This is a genomic window from Streptomyces sp. SYSU D01066-1 (assembly GCF_054956795.1).
This window is the reverse complement of record NZ_JBUDHV010000005.1, coordinates 97,962-115,308: the sequence shown is the minus strand read 5'-3', so window position 1 is coordinate 115,308 and position 17,347 is coordinate 97,962. Positions and strand designations below refer to the sequence as shown.

Genomic DNA, 17,347 nt, shown 5'->3' with positions numbered 1-17,347 from the left:
AGAGCGAGGAGGCGTCCGGGCACATGGAGACGACGAGTCGGGCAGTCGCGCAGGCGCCGGCCCCGGAGGGCGGAGAGGAGTCCCCTTCCGCCCCGAGCGCGGTCGACGGCTATCTGCGTGCGCCCTTTCCCTGGTACGGCCTCGACGAGGCGTTCACCGGGCCGCGCTGGCTGATGCAGGTCGGCACGGCCGCCGACGGGGCGGTGGAACACGGTTCGATCGGGCACGGGGACGAACCGTCGGTACGCAACGAGCACGTGTCGGGTGACGAGAAGGACGCCACCGAGAAGTTCGCGGTCGTCGTGACGGTCGCCGCCAACCCGGTGCGGCGCAGCGCGGACGGCACGGGCATGCTGGAGGCCACGTCGGTGTCCTCGGCGGCCTGGCTGGCCGGGGTGGGGCTGCTGTCCTTCACCTGGCCCGGGCAGATGGACCACTCGCTGCGGGACGACTGGCTGGACCAGCAGACCGAGACGGCGTGGGTCCTGGCGGACGACCTCGACGGCGAGGACTGGTCGGCGCTGTCGCTTCCCGTGGACGGGGTGCCCACGCCGTTCCGCTACCGGGAGTCGGAGTTCGGGTGGGTGCTGGCCGGCTCCACCGAGCAGGGGGTGCACCTCGGGGCGTACGGCAGGGGGATGAGCGCGTACGGGCTGGCTTTCGCCGTGGTGAAGGACATCGGCGCGTACCGGTGAGTTCCCGGGGCGCCGGTGGTCTCCGGCGCCCCCTCGCCGCGCGGGCCTCCGCCGCGCGGCGGAGGCGGCTTTGTCGTGACCCGCCGCGCGGTGCCCGCGCCCGCGGGGCGGTGCTCAGAACTTGTTCTTCGGGGTGATCCCCAGCGACAGGCCCGAAAGGCCCCGCTGGCGGCCCCCCAGCTTCCCCGCGATGGAGCGCAGGGCCGCGCCCGCCGGGGAGTCCGGGTCGGTGAGGACCACCGGCTTGCCCTCGTCGCCGCCCTCGCGCAGGCGGACGTCGATCGGGATGGAGCCGAGGACCGGGACCGAGGCGCCGGTGGTGCGGGTCAGGCCGTCGGCGACCAGCTGGCCGCCGCCGGTGCCGAAGACGTCGACCATCTCGCCGCAGTGCGGGCAGGGCAGCCCGGACATGTTCTCGACCACGCCGACGATCTTCTGGTGGGTCTGTACGGCGATGGCACCCGCCCGCTCGGCCACCTCGGCCGCCGCCTGCTGGGGCGTCGTCACGACCAGGATCTCGGCGTTCGGGACCAGCTGGGCCACGGAGATCGCGATGTCGCCCGTGCCCGGCGGCAGGTCGAGCAGCAGCACGTCCAGGTCGCCCCAGTACACGTCGGCCAGGAACTGCTGGAGCGCGCGGTGCAGCATCGGGCCGCGCCACACCACCGGGGCGTTGCCCGGGGTGAACATGCCGATGGAGATGACCTTCACGCCGTTCGCCGACGGCGGCATGATCATGTTCTCGACCTGGGTGGGCCGCCCGTCGGCGCCCAGCATGCGCGGCACCGAGTGGCCGTAGATGTCCGCGTCCACCACGCCGACCTTCAGGCCGTCCGCCGCCATCGACGCCGCCAGGTTCACCGTCACCGACGACTTGCCGACGCCGCCCTTGCCGGAGGCCACCGCGTAGACCCGGGTCAGGCTGCCGGGCTTGGCGAAGGGGACCTCGCGCTCGGTCTGGCCGCCGCGCAGCGCGCCGGCCAGCTCCTTGCGCTGCTCGTCGCTCATCACGTCCAGCGTGACGTCGACCCGCGTGACGCCCTCCACCCGCGTGACGGCGTCGGTCACGCGCTGCGTGATGGTGTCCCGCATGGGGCAGCCGGAGACCGTCAGGTACACGGTGACCGCGACCGCCCCGTCCGCGCCGATCTCCACCGACTTGACCATCCCGAGTTCCGTGATGGGCCGGTTGATCTCGGGGTCGTTCACCGTCGCCAGTGCCTCGCGCACCGCGTCTTCCGTAGCCATGGGACCGATGGTACGGCGCCCGGCACGCACCCCGGAAAGCCCGTCAGCGGTCGTCTGCGTCACGTCCCCGCGGCCGCTCCGCCGAGAGCGTCAGGTTCGCGTCGGTCCCGGGGTGGTGGCCGTCGCGCCGGAACTCCAGTTCCTTGATCATTTCCTGGAGCTCGCCGCGGATCCAGTCCCGGGTGGCGACCTCGCCCAGACCGATGCGCAGGGCGGCGACCTCGCGGGTCAGGTACTCGGTGTCGGCGATCGACCGCTCGTTCTGCTTGCGGTCCTGCTCCAGGTTGACCCGGTCCCGGTCGTCCTGCCGGTTCTGCGCGAGCAGGATCAGCGGGGCGGCGTAGGAGGCCTGGAGGGACAGCATCAGCGTCAGGAAGATGAACGGGTACTCGTCGAACCGCAGGTTGGCCGGGGCGGAGACGTTCCACACCACCCACACGATGATGACGACCGTCATCCAGACGATGAACCGCCCGGTGCCCAGGAAGCGGGCGATCCGCTCCGACAGCCGCCCGAACGCCTCCGGGTCGTACTCGGGCAGCAGACGGCGGCGCGGCGCGCGCGGCTGGTCGAGACGGGGCCCGCGGTGCCGCGAGGCGGCCGTCGCACCCGAGGCGGCGCGCTCCCGCACCGGCGTCTCACGCTCCGGCGCCATCGGCACGCACCCCCTCTCCCGCCTCTGCCGTCCCGTCCGTCCCGTTCGCCTCTTCGAGGTGGTACTCGGTCTCCCGCCAGTCCTCGGGCAGCAAGTGGTCCAGCACGTCGTCGACGGTCACCGCGCCCAGCAGCGACCCGGAGTCGTCGACCACGGGGGCCGCCACCATGTCGTACGTGGCGAAGAACCCCGCGACCACGGGCAGCGCGGCGTCCGGCTCCAGGGGCTGCAGATCGTCGTCGATGATCGAACCGACCAGGGTGTACGGGGGGTCCCGCAGCAGCCGCTGGAAGTGGACCGTGCCGAGGTACTTGCCGGTCGGCGTCTCGTCGGGCGGCCGGCAGACGTAGATCTGCGCGGCGTGCGCCGGCGACAGGTCGGGGTTGCGGATGCGGGCCAGGGCGTCGGCGACGGTGGCGTCGGGACGCAGCACGATCGGCTCGGTCGTCATCAGACCGCCGGCCGTGTGCTCCTCGTACGCCATCAGCCGGCGCATGTCGGCGGCGTCGTCGGGCTTCATCAGGCTCAGCAGCCGCTCCTTGTCCTGCTCGGGCAGCTCGCCCAGCAGGTCGGCGGCGTCGTCGGGGTCCATCGCCTCCAGGACGTCGGCGGCCCGCTCCTCCGCCAGCTTGCCGAGGATCTCGATCTGGTCGTCCTCCGGCAGCTCCTCCAGGACGTCGGCCAGGCGGTCGTCGTCGAGGGCGGCGGCGACCTCGGCGCGGCGCTTGGCGGACAGGTGGTGCAGGACGTTGGCCAGGTCGGCGGGGCGCAGCTGCTCGAAGGTGGCGAGCAGGTTCTCCGCGCCCTGCCCCTGCTCCTCCGCGGAGAACCCGGTGACCGCCGACCACTCCACGGTCAGCGCCTCCCCCTTGCCGCGCCGGAAGGCGCCGCCCCGCCGGCCCCGGCGGACGAAGACCTTGTCGATCTCCCAGTCGCGGCGGGCGGGCAGCTGGTGCACCGACAGGTCCAGGACGGTGACCTCCTCGCCGGTCTCGCCGAGCGTGACGCGCCGGTCGAGCAGCTCACCGAAGACGAGGCGCTCGGTGGGCCGCTGCTCGAAGCGGCGGACGTTGAGCACGCCGGTGGTGAGCACCTGGCCGGACTGGACGCCGGTGACCCGGGTCATCGGCAGGAAGATCCGGCGGCGGGTGGCGACCTCGACCACCAGGCCGAGCAGGCGCGGGGGTCTGCGTCCGACGCGGAGCATGACGACCAGGTCGCGCACCCGCCCCACCTGGTCCCCGTTGGGGTCGAAGACGGCGACACCGGAGAGGTGCGATACGAAGATCCGGGGGGCGCCGGCTGCCATGGACGCGGCTCCTTTTCCTCACGCCGGCGTGAGCGGGCGTGTTGCGTCGTCGTGCTGTGTCCCTTTTCCGAATTGCCCGCTCGGACGCCCTTCAGGCTAGCCCGTCCGGAACCCGTCCGCCCTGGTGGCCGGTCCGGACGGACTGGCTCCGCCGCCCGTGGCCGGCCCCGGTACGCTGCCGTACGCCGCACCGGTCTCCCGTGAGAAAGGCAGCCCCACCCGTGACTGTGACTCCCCGGCGCAGAAATCCCCGGGCCGCTCTCGCCGGTGCCGTGTGTGTCCTGGCCGTGGGGACGGGACTGACGGGGTGCGGCGGCGAGGACCCCGACGCCGGCACCAACGGGGTCGGCAAGCTGTCCGCCGCGCAGATCCAGCGCAAGACCCGCACCGTCGCCGAGGCCGCCCGGACCGTGCGGCTGCACGGCACCGTCGTCACCAGCGGCAGCACGTACGCGCTCGACATGCGCCTGAAGTCCGACGGGGGCACCGGGTCGGTCACCGCGGAGGGCACGACGTTCGGGCTGCTGCGGGTCGGCGACCAGCTCTTCCTGAAGGCCGACGCCGGCTTCTGGAGCCACGACACCGGTGACGCGGACGCCGCCGCGGCCGAGAAGCTGGCCGGCAAGTACGTGAAGGTGCCGCAGGGCGACCCCTCGTACAAGAAGTTCAGCGGCTTCACGGACAAGGACGTGCTCCTCGACGGTCTGCTGGCGCTGCACGGCACGGTGGAGACCGAGGGCCGGCACGAACGGAACGGCACCCGCACCGTGCGCATCAGCGGGGACGGCGGGGACGGCGGTTCGCTCGACGTCTCCCTGGAGGGCAAGCCGTACCCGCTGCGCCTGGTCCGGGCGGGCAGCGCGGGCACGCTGACCTTCTCGGAGTGGGACAAGGACTTCGCCCTGACGGAACCGGACAAGGACGACACCCTGGACTACGGCAAGCAGTTGCCGACGTCCTGATCCCGCCGCGCCCCTACCGCTTGCGGCGCCTCAGCAGCAGCCGCTGCAGCCCCGCGGGGACCGGCTCCCGCGTCGTCACCGGCGTGGGAGCCGGCGGCGCGGCCAGCGACCCGTCCGGCAGCGCCCCCACCGCCCCCGTCGGCTCCAGCCGCAGCACCCGGCACTCGCGCGCCCAGCGCTCCGGCATCGTCTCGGCGTCGGGGGCGTTGAGCCGCTTGCCCTTCAGCTCGTCGACCGCCGTCCGCCACGCCTCGGAGCCGGCCGCCAGCTCCACGACCCGCGCCGTCCAGGAGACCAGCCGGCCGCCCTTGTCCTTGCTGCGGACCGTCACCTCGGCCGCGGCCCCGTCGGCCAGGGACGGCAGCGGCTGCTCGCCGGGTCCGTCACCGACGACGCAGGCCGCGCCCTCGTGCCAGACGTGCCACAGCGCGCGGGCCGGGCTCCCGGGGCCCGCGACCCAGACGAGGCCGGACTTCTTGGTGGCCTCCTCGACGAGGGCCTGGTCGAGCAGCTCGCGTGTCATGCGCCCAGCCTATCCGGGCGACTTCACAGCCAGCCGTTGCGCTTCAGCGTGCGGTGGATGCCGAAACAGATGGCGACGGTGACGCCGAGGACCATCGGGTAGCCGAACCGCCAGTGCAGTTCGGGCATGTGATCGAAGTTCATGCCGTACACCCCGCACACCATCGTCGGTACGGCGACGATCGCGGCCCACGAGGTGATCTTCCGCATGTCCTCGTTCTGCGCGACGGAGGCCTGGGCGAGGTTGGCCTGGAGGATGGAGTTCAGCAGCTCGTCGAAGCCGACGACCTGCTCCTGCACCCGGGCGAGGTGGTCGGCGACGTCCCGGAAGTACTTCTGGATGTCGGGGTCGACCAGCCGCATCGGCCGCTCGCTGAGCAGCTGCATGGGCCGCAGCAGCGGGGAGACGGCCCGCTTGAACTCCAGGACCTCGCGCTTGAGCTGGTAGATCCGGCCGGCGTCGGTGCCGCGCGGGGAGCCCTTGCGGCCCGGCGAGAACACCTCGGTCTCGACCTCGTCGATGTCGTCCTGCACGGCGTCGGCGACCGCGATGTAGCCGTCGACGACGTGGTCGGCGATGGCGTGCAGCACCGCCGAGGGGCCCTTGAGCAGCAGCTCCGGGTCGTCCTGGAGGCGGTGGCGCAGCGCCCGCAGCGAGCCCTTGCCGCCGTGCCGGACGGTGATGACGAAGTCCCGCCCGGTGAAGCACATGACCTCGCCGGACTCGACGACCTCGCTGTTGGCGGTCAGTTCGTCGTGGTCGACGTAGTGGACGGTCTTGAAGACGGTGAACAGGGAGTCGTCGTACCGCTCCAGCTTGGGCCGCTGGTGGGCGACGACGGCGTCCTCCACGGCCAGCGGGTGCAGCCCGAACTCGCGGGCGATGCCGGCGAACTCGTCCTCGGTGGGCTCGTGCAGCCCCATCCACACGAAGCCGCCGTCGCGGCGCACCTGGCGCATCGCCTCGTGCGGGCTGAGCGGGGCGTCCGTCACGACGCGGCGGCCCTCGCGGTAGACGGCGCAGTCGACCACGGCCGAGGCGGAGGCCGGGTCGCGGGTGGTGTCGTAGGCGCCGCTGTCCTTGCGCGGCGGCACACGGGAGGGGCGGACCGCGGCTCGCAGGTCACGGATCATCGACATGGCAGGCTCCTTCGCTACGCGCAGCGAACGGCGCCGGCGACGGGTGGAACCACCCGGAATGAGGACGTCCTGCGTCTGGCCGTACGTGCCGTACGTCGCCGTACGTGCCGTACGGGCCCTGCGCGGCCGTACGTGCTGCGCGTGTCTGGCGCGTCCACAAAGCGGGGAGCACCCCACCGTCGCGGTGGCGGGCTTCACTGCTGGTTCACATGAGTTGCTGGATCACATGAGTTCTCATGAGACGAAGTGCTCTTCCGCAGGAAAGCGCGCGGCTGACGGAAGGCGACGACCGGGAGAGTCCGGAAGCGGCGGCGTCAGCGGCCGGAAGAGCGGGTGGTACTGCACGGTCGACTTCGGTCCATGCCAGCCCCACCTCCTCCGGCCGATCCCTCGTAAGGGATGTCCATTCCCTCGTTTGGAGGGGTTCCCCGTAGGGGAACGTTCAAAGCAGCGACGGGACTTGCGCCCCGCGCTCACGCGGGCTGCCCGGCGACCGGCCCAGAGTACCAGCCGCCGCTTGTGTCAAGGTCCCGCTTTGCCTCGTACTGACGAGTTCTATGCTCGCCGCATGGCTGATGTTCTTCCTCTGGTCGAGGCCCGGTTGCGCAGCGCGCTCGGCGAACCGGACGCCCGCGCAGGGGTCACCTTCCTCGGCACGGACCGTATCGAGGTGCTCCGCTTCCACGCCCGGGGCCAGGGCGGGAACGTCGTCCGCTACGCCACCCTGGGCATGTCCGCGCAGCCGATGGCGGACCCCACGGCGGTGCTCGCCGACCCGGTCAAGGGGCCCCGCGCCGAACTGGTCCTCTCCGTCCGAGCCGGTGTCGCCGACACCGACAAGGCGCTCCGCCCGCTGGCCGTGCTCGCCGCGTCCCCGCAGGTCGAGGGGGTGATCGTGGCGCCCGGTGCCTCGTTGGACGTCGGTGAGCCGCTGTGGCCCGGGGCTCCCTTCACCTCCGTCCTGGTCGCCGAGCCGGGCGGCCTGGTGGCGGACCTGGAGCTGGACCCGCCGCTGGATCCCGTGCGCTTCCTGCCGCTGCTGCCGATGACGCCCAACGAGGCCGCCTGGAAGCGGGTGCACGGCGGGCAGGCGCTCCAGGAGCGCTGGCTGACGCACGGCACCGACCTGCGGGACCCGGCCCGCGGGTCGGTGCCGCTGGAGTGACCGGGCTCACCGCGCGGGTACGTCAGCCGGTGAACGCCGAGACGCCGTCCCCGGCGGCGCGCCCCGGCGCCGGTTCCGCCGCCACCGGGGTCCCCCCGCCCGAGCGGGGCCGGGAGCGGGGGAGCGTGAGGGCCCGGCGGCGTACGGCGACCACGGCCGCGCCGAGCACGGCGGTGACCGCCGCCACCACGAACGGGACGTGGATGTCGGTCCACTCCTCGATCTTCGGCGCGAAGTACGGGGCCGCGGCGGCGGCGAACCAGCGCACGAAGTTGTAGCCCGCGCTGGCCACCGGACGCGGGGCGTCGGAGACGCCGAGGGCCAGTTCGGTGTAGACGGTGTTGTTCACGCCGATGAAGGCACCGGACAGGACCGTGCAGACGACCGCCGCGGTGTGGCCGCCGTAGCCGAGGACGAGCACGTCCGCGGCCAGCAGCACCAGTGAGCCGCCGAGCACCTTCAGCGAACCGAACCGCCTCTGCAGGAGCGGCGCCACCAGCACCGAGAAGACGGCCAGCAGCACACCCCACGCGAAGAACACGGCACCCGACTTGTACGGCGTCATGTTCAGCACGAACGGGGTGAAGGCCAGCACGGTGAAGAACGTGTAGTTGTAGAAGAAGGCCGAGACCGCGGCCGAGGCGAGACCGCCGTGGCCGAGCGCCCTGACCGGGTCGAGCAGCGAGGTCTTGCGGGCGGGCCTGGGCTGTTCCCCCAGGAACGCCGTGATGCACAGGAAGCCGACCGCCATCAGGAACGCGGTGCCGAAGAACGGGTAGCGCCAGCTGGCGTCGCCGAGCAGCGCGCCCACCAGCGGGCCGCAGGCCATGCCGAGGCCGAGGGCGGACTCGTAGAGCAGGATCGCCGCCGCGCTGCCGCCGGCCGCGGCGCCGACGATGACGGCGAGGGCGGTCGAGACGAAGAGCGCGTTGCCCAGACCCCAGCCGGCCCGGTAGCCGACGAGCTGGCCGACCGTGTCGGAGGTGCCGGCCAGGCCCGCGAAGACCACCACGAAGGCGAGGCCGAGCAGCAGCGTCTTCCTGCCGCCGATGCGGCTGGAGACGAAGCCGGTGACCAGCATCGCGATCGCGGTGATCAGGAAGTACGAGGTGAACAGGAGGGAGACCTGGCTGGCACTCGCGTGCAGTCCGGTCGCGATGGACGGCAGGATCGGATCGACCAGGCCGATGCCCATGAAGGCGACGACGGACGCGCCGGCGGTCGCCCAGACGGCCTTGGGCTGCCTGAGGATACTGCCGGCCCCCGCTTCGAAGGGGTCCATGCTGGCTCCAATGCGCAGAAGTGGTTGGTATTTACATACAATAATTTAGGTCGACTAAATGATGCAAACTGCATCTACTTTTGGCTGGTCGGCGCGGCCGCCGCCGGCGCCTCCGGACGGGTGATCGTCCTTGACGCGGCGGAGCCGGGGTAGGACCGTGGGGCCCTATGAGGGGCGAACCCAGTTGCCCGAAGTGCGGTGGCCGGGTCAGGGCGCCCGGTCTCTTCGCCGATTCCTGGCAGTGCGACGTGCACGGCGCGGTCCACCCGGTCCAGCCCGTGATACCGCCGAGCGTCGAAGCCCTGGAGGTCGTGGTCCACCGCACCCAGGTGCCGGTGTGGATGCCGTGGCCGCTGCCGGTCGGCTGGCTCTTCACGGGCGTGGCCTGCGCGGGCGACGACCGCAGCGGCGGGCGCGCGACGGCGGTGGCCTGCTCCGGGCCCGGACCGCTCGGGGGCGTCGGGGAGCTGATCCTGGTGGCCGAGGAGCTGGGGGTCGGACTCGGCGCGTACTACGCCGGTCTCGACGGGCCCGACCCGGGGCCCTTCCTGGACGTCGAGAAACCGCCGCAGGCCAAGGTGCTCGCCGCCGGTCGGCCGACCCCGCTCTGGCACGTCTCCGGCGCCCCCGCCGACCGGGCCGTCTTCGCGGGCGAGGCGCTCGGGATGTGGCTGTGGGCCGTGGTCTGGCCCGAGCGGTCGGGGCTGCTGATGTACGACGAACTGGTGCTGACGGACCTGCGGGAGGCGGGGGCGGAGGTGGAGCTGGTGCCGTGCGGCGCCTTGTCGCCGCGCCTGCTCGAACCGTAGATGCTCGGGAGTGCCCCGGGAGTTCCCCGGGAGTCCCCCTGAAGTTTCTCGGGGGTCCTCGGGGGTTCCTGGGGGTCCCCGAGAAACTTCAGGGGGTTCCTGGGGGTTCCTGGGGGTTCCCGGAGGTCCTCCTGAGGGCGGGGCCGCGTGGGGGACTTGGAGGCCGCACGGGAACTCGGGGGCCGCGCGGGGCTCGGGGGCCGCGCGAAGGACTTGGCGGTCACACGGGGGACTCGGGAGTCGCACAGGGGACTTGTAGGGGGCTCCCAGCGTCCGCGGGGGTGACGGAGGGCGGCGGAGATCCGGTTATCCTTTCCGTGTCCGTTCCTCTTCCGTCGCCGCCTGGAGCCCGCCGTGCGCATCGACCTGCACTGCCACTCCACCGCGTCCGACGGCACGGACACCCCGGCCGAGCTGGTGCGCAACGCCGCCGCGGCCGGGCTGGACGTGGTCGCGCTGACCGACCACGACACCACCCGGGGACACGCCGAGGCCGTCGCGGCGCTGCCCGAGGGGCTCACGCTGGTCACCGGCGCCGAGCTGTCCTGCCGTATCGACGGCGTCAGCATGCACATGCTCGCCTACCTCTTCGACCCCGAGGAGCCGGCGCTGCTCGCCGAGCGGGAGCTGGTCCGGGACGACCGGGTGCCGCGCGCCAAGGGCATGATCGCCAAGCTCAACGAGCTGGGCGTGCCCGTCACCTGGGAGCAGGTCGCGCGGATCGCCGGGGACGGCTCGGTCGGCCGTCCGCACGTGGCCTCCGCCCTCGTCGAGCTGGGCGTCGTACCGACCGTGGGCGACGCCTTCACCCAGGAGTGGCTGGCCGACGGCGGCCGGGCCTTCGTGGACAAGCACGAGACCGACCCCTTCGAGGCCATCCGGCTGATCAAGGCCGCGGGCGGTGTCGCGGTGTTCGCGCACCCGGCCGCCGCCAAGCGCGGTCGTACGGTGCCGGAGTCGGCGATCGCCGAGATGGCCGCCGCCGGGCTCGACGGCATCGAGGTCGACCACATGGACCACGACGAGCCCACCCGGGAACGGCTGCGCGGCCTCGCCGGAGAGCTGGGCCTGCTCACCACCGGGTCGAGCGACTACCACGGCAGCCGGAAGACCTGTGTGCTCGGCGAGTACACGACCGACCCCGAGGTCTACGGGGAGATCACGCGGCGCGCGTTCGGGGCGTTCCCGGTGCCGGGGGCCGGCGGGGCCTGAGGTCCGCCTCCGCACCCCCGTACACGTACCTCCGCAAGGCTCGTAGCTCACCCATGTTCGACATCGCCGTCTTCGGTTCTCTCTTCCTGACCCTTTTTGTCATCATGGATCCCCCCGGGATCACCCCGATCTTCCTCGCCCTGACCGCCGGGCGGCCCGGCAAGGCCCAGAAGCGGATGGCGTTCCAGGCCGTCTGCGTCGCCGGTGGCGTGATCACCGTGTTCGGGCTGCTCGGGCACCAGATCCTGGACTACCTGCACGTGTCGGTGCCCGCGCTGATGATCGCGGGCGGACTGCTGCTGCTCCTGATCGCGCTGGACCTGCTCACCGGCAAGACGGACGAGCCCAAGCAGACCAAGGACGTCAACGTCGCCCTCGTACCGCTCGGCATGCCGCTGCTGGCCGGGCCGGGCGCGATCGTGTCCGTGATCCTCGCGGTGCAGAAGGCCGACGGGGCGGGCGGGCAGCTGTCGGTGTGGTCGGCGATCCTCGCCATCCATGTCGTGCTGTGGCTGGTGATGCGGTACTCGTTGCTGATTATCCGGGTCATCAAGGACGGCGGTGTGGTCCTGGTGACCCGGCTCGCGGGCATGATGCTCTCCGCGATCGCCGTGCAGCAGATCATCAACGGCGTCACGCAGGTGATCCAGGGGGCTTGAGCGCTGCGGGCGGACCCGCGGGGGCGGCGGACGCGACCGGGACCGGCACCGGTGCGACGCGCGACCGGGGCCGGGGCCGGTGTGACGTGCGACCGGGATCGGGGCCGGGACTGGTGGGACATACGACCGGGCCCCCGTACGACGCGCGTACGGGGGCCCGGCCGGAACGGTGATGAAACGGTCCGCCGCTACGAGGCCGTGGTCTCGGCCGGGCGGATCCACAGGCGCTGCCCGATGGCGGCGGCCTGCTGGACCATCCGGTTGACGGAGGCGGCGTCCACGACTGTGCTGTCCACGGGCGTACCGTCGATGTCGTCGAGTCGCATGACTTCAAAGCGCATGGCCTCTCCCTTCGTCTGGTCATCCTCCTGAGGAGAACTACTGAGGAATCCCCAAGGTCATCGGTGCCCGGGGTTCCACAGATAGACAACGGGCCGCATGTTACAAACATTCCCTACGCTAAATAAATTTTTCGAAAGACTAATTACCGCTCGGTAAGGGACTGATCGGGACCGGTTGTGTTCGCAGCGTGACCGCCGGGACAATGGATGTGATGAACGACGACCTCGCATCCCTGCCCGCCCGCATCGACCGCACCAACGAGCTGCTCCAGCGCATGCTCGCCGAGGTGGCGAAGACACCCTCCACCCACGCGATCTTCGTGGACGCGGGATACCTGTACGCGGCGGCGGGACGACTGGTCGCCGGGACCGAGGACCGCCGGGCCTTCGACCTGGACGCCGAAGGGCTGATCGAGGCGCTCATCGACCGGGCCCGCACCATCTTCGCGGACAGCAGGCTGCTGCGGGTCTACTGGTACGACGGCGCCCGGCGCCGCATCCACACCGCCGAGCAGCAGTCCATCGCCGAGCTGCCCGACGTGAAGGTACGGCTGGGCAACCTCAACGCCAACAACCAGCAGAAGGGCGTCGACTCCCTGATCCGCGGCGACCTGGAGTCCCTCGCCCGGCACCGCGCGATCAGCGACGCGGCCCTGCTCGGCGGCGACGAGGACCTGGTCTCCGCGGTCGAGGCCGCCCAGGGGTACGGCGCCCGCGTCCACCTCTGGGGCGTCGAGGCCCCGGAGGGACGCAACCAGGCCGATCCGCTGCTCTGGGAGGTCGACAGCCAGCGCACCTTCGACCTGGACTTCTTCAAGCCGTACGTCTCCAGACGCACCCTGCCCGTGTACGAGGCGACGGGCGCGGCCCGGCCGACCCGGGAGAACGTCCGCTTCGTCGGCTCGCAGATCGCGGCGAAGTGGCTGGCGTCCCGGGGCCGGGAGGGGCTGGTGGAACTCCTCGACGGCCACCCGTACCTGCCCGGCCCGACCGACCAGGACCTGCTGGTCGAGGCCGAGGGCCTGCTCCAGTACTCCCTGCGCGGCCAGCCCGATCTGCGGCGGGCGCTGCGGGACGGGTTCTGGGAGTACGTGCAGACGCAGTGCTGACGGCGGTCGCCGTTCGCTGGGAGCAGGAGCGGTGTCGGTGGTGGTTGCTGTTCCGTCGACCCGCACCACGAACTTGCCGCGTACCGGGGTGGTTGATCGGAGCGGTCCGGGTGGTTCGGTTGATTCAGATGGTTCAGGTGGTTCGGTTGATTCGGATGGCTCCGGCGGTGTGACCGGGGCGGTGGGTGCGCTGTGTTCACCGGTCCGTGGTGTGGTCCCAGAAGTCGGCGAGGGCCGTGGCGGTGGGCAGCGGCTGATCCGCGTTGGGGGAGTGTTCGGCGCCGGCGATCACGGTCCGGCGCGCGTCCAGCCGTATAGCCATGTCGTCCAGGAGCGGCAGCGGCCAGGTGTCGTCGCGTTCCCCGGAGAGCACGTGGAACGGCAACGGCACGGTCGCGAGTTCCGCGACGCGGTCCGGCTCGGTGCACAACTGCCGTCCTCCGGCGAGGAGTTGCGCGGGCGCGGTGCCCAGCCAGCGGAGCCGTAGCCGCTCCTGGTCGACCGGGCCGCGGACGGGTCCGCCGACCTCTTCGGGCGGCCCCATCGCCTGCATCGTCTCCCAGACCTCCGCCATCGTCAGCGTGGCGAGCGCGTCCCGCAGCAGTCTCACGCGCTGCTGCTGGGGCTGCGAGATCCGCGCCGGCCCCGAGGACATCAGGGTGAGGGAGCGGAAGGGGGAGTGGTCGAGGAGGACGGCCGCGCGGGCGATCTGACCGCCGAGGGAGTGGCCGAGCAGATGGACGGGGGTACGGAGGGCGGCGGCCTGGGCGAGCACGTCCCGTGCCAGTTCCCGCTGGGCGTACGCGGACTCGTCGTGCCGGGGGCCGTCGGACTCGTACTGTCCCCGCCCGTCCACGGCGACCGTGCGGTACCCGCGTGCCGCCAGCGGCTCGTGCAGCAGGGTGAAGTCCTCCTTGCTGCCGGTGAAGCCGGGCAGCATCAGCACGACGCCGCGCGGCTCGGCCCCTTCGGCCACGGGCGAGTCGACGGCGGCGAACTCACCGCGCGCCGTCCGCAACCGGTACGTGCGGGCGCCGGGGGGCGGGGCGAAGACGGCGTTCCTGCTCACGGGGCGAGGGTATCGGGGGCGTCGCGGACCCCGGGGCGGGGGTGACGCCGTCGGCCCGGCACCGCGCGGGGCGGTACCGGGCCGACGAGGCGTGGAGATCAGCTCTCCGGGGACTCCGACTCCGCGGGCTGCGGGGCCGTGACCGCCGCGGTCTTGCGGGTGCGACGCGTCCTGGGCTTGGGCTCCGTGTCCTCGGCCGGGGCGGTGGCCTTCGCCGCGGTCTTGCGGGTGCGGCGGGGCTTGGCCTCGGCTTCGGGGCCGGGTTCCTGTGTGGTCTGGGCCGGGATGTCGGTGGTGGGTGCGGTCGCGGTGGCCGCCGTGGTCTTGCGGGTGCGGCGGGCCTTGGGCTTGGCGTCCTCGGTCTGCGTGGCTTCGACCGCCGTGTCGGTCGCCGTGTCGGTGGGGGCCGTGGCCGCGGTGGTCTTGCGGGTGCGGCGGGTCTTCGGCTTGGTCTCGGGCTCCGCGTCCTCGGTGGCCGGTGCCGGTACGGCCTCGGTGGCCTTCGCCGCGGTCTTGCGGGTGCGGCGGGGCTTGGCCTCGGCTTCGGGGCCGGGTTCCTGTGTGGTCTGGGCCGGGATGTCGGTGGTGGGTGCGGTCGCGGTGGCCGCCGTGGTCTTGCGGGTGCGGCGGGCCTTGGGCTTGGCGTCCTCGGTCTGCGTGGCTTCGACCGCCGTGTCGGTCGCCGTGTCGGTGGGGGCCGTGGCCGCGGTGGTCTTGCGGGTGCGGCGGGTCTTCGGCTTGGTCTCGGGCTCCGCGTCCTCGGTGGCCGGTGCCGGTACGGCCTCGGTGGCCTTCGCGGCCGTCTTGCGGGTGCGGCGCGGCTTGACCGGCTCGGCGGCCGTGGCGCCCTCGGCGGTCTCGACCGCCGGCTCGGTGGCCGCCGCGGTCTTGCGGGTGCGACGGCGCGGCTTGGTGGCCGGGGCCTCCTCGACCGGAGCGGCTTCGATGACCGGAGCGGCTTCGATGACCGGCGTGGCCTCGGCGGCCGGCGTGGCCTCGGCGGCCGGAGCGGCTTCCGTGATCACCGGCGCGGTCTCCGCCGGGGCCTTTGCCGCCACGGCGGTCTCCGCCGTCTTGCGGGTGCGGCGACGGCGCGGCTTCTCGGCGGGGGCTTCCGGAGCCGCAGGGGCCGCCGGGGCCTCGGTGACGGCCGGGGCTTCGATGACCGCAGGGGCCTCGGTGACGGCCGGTGCCGCCACCGCCGTAGCGGTCCCGGAGGTCTTCACGGCAGCGTCTTCAGCCGTCACCAGGGCGGCGTCCGCGGCCCCAGTGGTCTTCGCCGTTCCTGTGCCGGAGGGGCCGGCCTGCGTCGCCGCGGGCAGCGGCTGGCGGGTCTGGGATCCGCCGCGGGTGCGCCGGCGCCGGCGCAGCACGCGCGGGGCGGCGTCGCCGTCCTCCGGCACACCGCCGCCGGTCGCGGCCGGGGCCGCCTCGGTGGCCGGGGAGGCAGCCGCGTCCAGCGGCGTGCCGCCGCGGGTACGGCGCCTGCGCCGCGGCGTACGCGCCGAGCGCTCGCGGTCCCGGTCGGCGGTACGGGACTCGTCCCGTCCGCTCCGCCCGCCGCGACCGCGGTCACGGCCGCCCCGGCCGCCGGGCTCGCCCAGGTCCTCCAGTTCCTCGGCCGCCAGCCCGGCGCGCGTGCGGGCCGCGCGCGGCAGGACGCCCTTGGTGCCCTCGGGGATGCCGAGGTCGGTGTAGAGGTGCGGAGAGGTGGAGTAGGTCTCCGGCGGGTCGTTGAAGCCGAGGTCCAGCGCCTTGTTGATCAGCTGCCAGCGGGGGATGTCGTCCCAGTCGACCAGGGTGATCGCCGTACCCTTGGCGCCCGCGCGGCCGGTGCGGCCGATGCGGTGCAGGTACGTCTTCTCCTCTTCCGGTGACTGGTAGTTGATGACGTGCGTCACGCCCTCGACGTCGATGCCGCGGGCGGCGACGTCGGTGCAGACGAGCACGTCCACCTTGCCGTTGCGGAAGGCGCGCAGCGCCTGCTCGCGGGCGCCCTGGCCCAGGTCGCCGTGGACCGCGCCGGAGGCGAAGCCGCGCTGCTGGAGCTGGTCGGCCAGGTCGGCCGCGGTGCGCTTGGTGCGGCAGAAGACCATGGCCAGTCCACGGCCCTCGGCCTGCAGTATGCGCGCGACCATCTCGGGCTTGTCCATGTTGTGCGCGCGGTAGACGAACTGCGTGGTGTTGGCCACCGTCTGGCCCTCGTCGTCCGGCGCGGTGGCGCGGATGTGCGTGGGCTGCGACATGTAGCGGCGGGCCAGTCCGATGACCGCGCCCGGCATGGTGGCCGAGAACAGCATCGTCTGCCGCTTGGCCGGAAGCAGGTTGATGATCTTCTCGACGTCGGGCAGGAAGCCCAGGTCGAGCATCTCGTCGGCCTCGTCGAGGACCAGGCACTTGACGTGCTTCAGGCTCAGCTTCTTCTGGCCCGCGAGGTCGAGGAGCCGGCCGGGGGTGCCGACGATCACGTCGACGCCCTTCTTCAGGGCCTCGACCTGGGGCTCGTAGGCCCGGCCGCCGTAGATCGCGGTGACGCGCACGTTGCGCACCTTGCCGGCGGTCAGGAGGTCGTTGGTGACCTGCTGGCACAGCTCGCGCGTCGGGACGACGACGAGGGCCTGGGGGGCGTCGGTCAGGGCCTCGGGAGCGGCGCGGCCGGCCTCCACGTCGGCGGGAACGGTGACGCGCTCGAGGAGCGGGAGACCGAAACCCAGCGTCTTGCCGGTGCCGGTCTTGGCCTGGCCGATGACGTCCGTGCCCGAGAGGGCCACGGGGAGCGTCATCTCCTGGATGGGGAAGGGGGTGATGATGCCGACGGCCTCCAGGGCCTCGGCGGTCTCGGGGAGGATTCCGAGGGAACGAAACGTCGTAGTCAGGGTGCTGCCTCTTCTGTGTGCGCGGTGCGAGGCGAGCGCGGGGGTCGTGTCAGGACCGTGCCGGGGACGTCGACTGCCTTACGGGCGAGCCGTAGACACGGGACCTCTGCCGACGCTCTAGCGCTCGAACCGCTGAGGGTCCCCCTCCGGGCTGCCGTACACAGTGGCGTACGGCCGGGAGGGCTGTCGGGCGGAGCCGATCGGGCCACCGACCGGGCATCCTCATGCGTGCGGCCCGACGAACACGTCACGTAGCCGTACGACACGTACTCGTACGTCACACACTCGGCAGGC

16 protein-coding genes are annotated in these 17,347 nt (G+C 72.5%); 7 read left to right on the top strand and 9 right to left on the bottom strand.

The window, feature by feature from the left end:
- The first annotated feature begins 23 nt into the window (after positions 1-23).
- Complete coding sequence (locus ACY1JF_RS07240; RefSeq protein WP_462704152.1) at positions 24-695, top strand: hypothetical protein; 672 nt, start codon at positions 24-26, stop codon at positions 693-695.
- Between the two features lie 114 nt (positions 696-809).
- Here the strand turns inward: ACY1JF_RS07240 and ACY1JF_RS07235 are convergent, their stop codons facing one another.
- From ACY1JF_RS07235 to ACY1JF_RS07225, 3 genes are read right to left on the bottom strand one after another with little or no spacing between them, the layout of a single operon-like run.
- Complete coding sequence (locus ACY1JF_RS07235; RefSeq protein ID WP_462704151.1) at positions 810-1,943, bottom strand: Mrp/NBP35 family ATP-binding protein; 1,134 nt, start codon at positions 1,941-1,943, stop codon at positions 810-812.
- 43 nt (positions 1,944-1,986) lie between these two features.
- The gene (locus ACY1JF_RS07230) at positions 1,987-2,598 is read right to left on the bottom strand and encodes a DUF1003 domain-containing protein (protein ID WP_462704150.1); all 612 of its coding nucleotides are present in this window, start codon (positions 2,596-2,598) and stop codon (positions 1,987-1,989) included.
- Positions 2,582-3,907 carry a magnesium transporter MgtE N-terminal domain-containing protein gene (locus ACY1JF_RS07225; protein ID WP_462704149.1) on the bottom strand — a complete coding sequence of 442 codons (1,326 nt, stop codon included), beginning with the start codon at positions 3,905-3,907 and terminating at the stop codon, positions 2,582-2,584. The genes ACY1JF_RS07230 and ACY1JF_RS07225 overlap by 17 nt, the downstream gene beginning before the upstream one ends.
- A 221-nt stretch (positions 3,908-4,128) precedes the next feature.
- On the opposite strand from ACY1JF_RS07225, the gene ACY1JF_RS07220 reads away from it, so the two are divergent.
- Entirely contained in the window at positions 4,129-4,869 is a 741-nt protein-coding gene (locus ACY1JF_RS07220) for a hypothetical protein (protein WP_462704148.1), read from the top strand.
- Between the two features lie 13 nt (positions 4,870-4,882).
- Here ACY1JF_RS07220 and ACY1JF_RS07215 read toward each other — a convergent pair whose 3' ends face one another.
- Both ACY1JF_RS07215 and ACY1JF_RS07210 read right to left on the bottom strand, forming a co-directional pair.
- Positions 4,883-5,392 (bottom strand): hypothetical protein, encoded by a 510-nt coding sequence (locus tag ACY1JF_RS07215; protein ID WP_462704147.1) that lies wholly within the window; start codon positions 5,390-5,392, stop codon positions 4,883-4,885.
- 23 nt (positions 5,393-5,415) lie between these two features.
- A complete protein-coding gene (locus ACY1JF_RS07210) occupies positions 5,416-6,531 on the bottom strand; it encodes a magnesium and cobalt transport protein CorA (RefSeq protein ID WP_462704146.1) in 1,116 nt (371 codons plus the stop codon).
- Between the two features lie 568 nt (positions 6,532-7,099).
- Between ACY1JF_RS07210 and ACY1JF_RS07205 the strand changes: the two genes are divergently transcribed.
- On the top strand, positions 7,100-7,696 hold the full coding sequence (locus ACY1JF_RS07205; RefSeq protein ID WP_462704145.1) for a suppressor of fused domain protein: 597 nt from the start codon (positions 7,100-7,102) through the stop codon (positions 7,694-7,696).
- Between the two features lie 22 nt (positions 7,697-7,718).
- Here ACY1JF_RS07205 and ACY1JF_RS07200 read toward each other — a convergent pair whose 3' ends face one another.
- Complete coding sequence (locus tag ACY1JF_RS07200; RefSeq protein ID WP_462704144.1) at positions 7,719-8,978, bottom strand: MFS transporter; 1,260 nt, start codon at positions 8,976-8,978, stop codon at positions 7,719-7,721.
- Positions 8,979-9,145: 167 nt separating this feature from the next.
- Here ACY1JF_RS07200 and ACY1JF_RS07195 point away from each other — a divergent pair, with 167 nt between their 5' ends.
- The 3 genes from ACY1JF_RS07195 (at position 9,146) to ACY1JF_RS07185 (ending at position 11,658) form a co-directional block, all read left to right on the top strand.
- On the top strand, positions 9,146-9,787 hold the full coding sequence (locus tag ACY1JF_RS07195; RefSeq protein ID WP_462704143.1) for a DUF6758 family protein: 642 nt from the start codon (positions 9,146-9,148) through the stop codon (positions 9,785-9,787).
- Positions 9,788-10,141: 354 nt separating this feature from the next.
- Positions 10,142-10,999, top strand: coding sequence for a PHP domain-containing protein (locus ACY1JF_RS07190; protein WP_462704142.1), 858 nt, complete (start codon positions 10,142-10,144; stop codon positions 10,997-10,999).
- Between the two features lie 53 nt (positions 11,000-11,052).
- On the top strand, positions 11,053-11,658 hold the full coding sequence (locus ACY1JF_RS07185) for a MarC family protein (RefSeq protein WP_462704141.1): 606 nt from the start codon (positions 11,053-11,055) through the stop codon (positions 11,656-11,658).
- A 188-nt stretch (positions 11,659-11,846) separates the two neighbouring features.
- On the opposite strand, the gene ACY1JF_RS07180 is transcribed toward ACY1JF_RS07185, so the two are convergent.
- Positions 11,847-11,999 (bottom strand): hypothetical protein, encoded by a 153-nt coding sequence (locus ACY1JF_RS07180; RefSeq protein ID WP_462704140.1) that lies wholly within the window; start codon positions 11,997-11,999, stop codon positions 11,847-11,849.
- 212 nt (positions 12,000-12,211) lie between these two features.
- On the opposite strand from ACY1JF_RS07180, the gene ACY1JF_RS07175 reads away from it, so the two are divergent.
- Positions 12,212-13,108 (top strand): NYN domain-containing protein, encoded by an 897-nt coding sequence (locus tag ACY1JF_RS07175; protein ID WP_462704139.1) that lies wholly within the window; start codon positions 12,212-12,214, stop codon positions 13,106-13,108.
- 196 nt (positions 13,109-13,304) lie between these two features.
- Here the strand turns inward: ACY1JF_RS07175 and ACY1JF_RS07170 are convergent, their stop codons facing one another.
- Complete coding sequence (locus ACY1JF_RS07170; protein ID WP_462704138.1) at positions 13,305-14,177, bottom strand: alpha/beta fold hydrolase; 873 nt, start codon at positions 14,175-14,177, stop codon at positions 13,305-13,307.
- Positions 14,178-14,275: 98 nt separating this feature from the next.
- Positions 14,276-16,960 (bottom strand): DEAD/DEAH box helicase, encoded by a 2,685-nt coding sequence (locus tag ACY1JF_RS07165; protein WP_462704137.1) that lies wholly within the window; start codon positions 16,958-16,960, stop codon positions 14,276-14,278.
- Positions 16,961-17,347 lie beyond the last annotated feature (387 nt).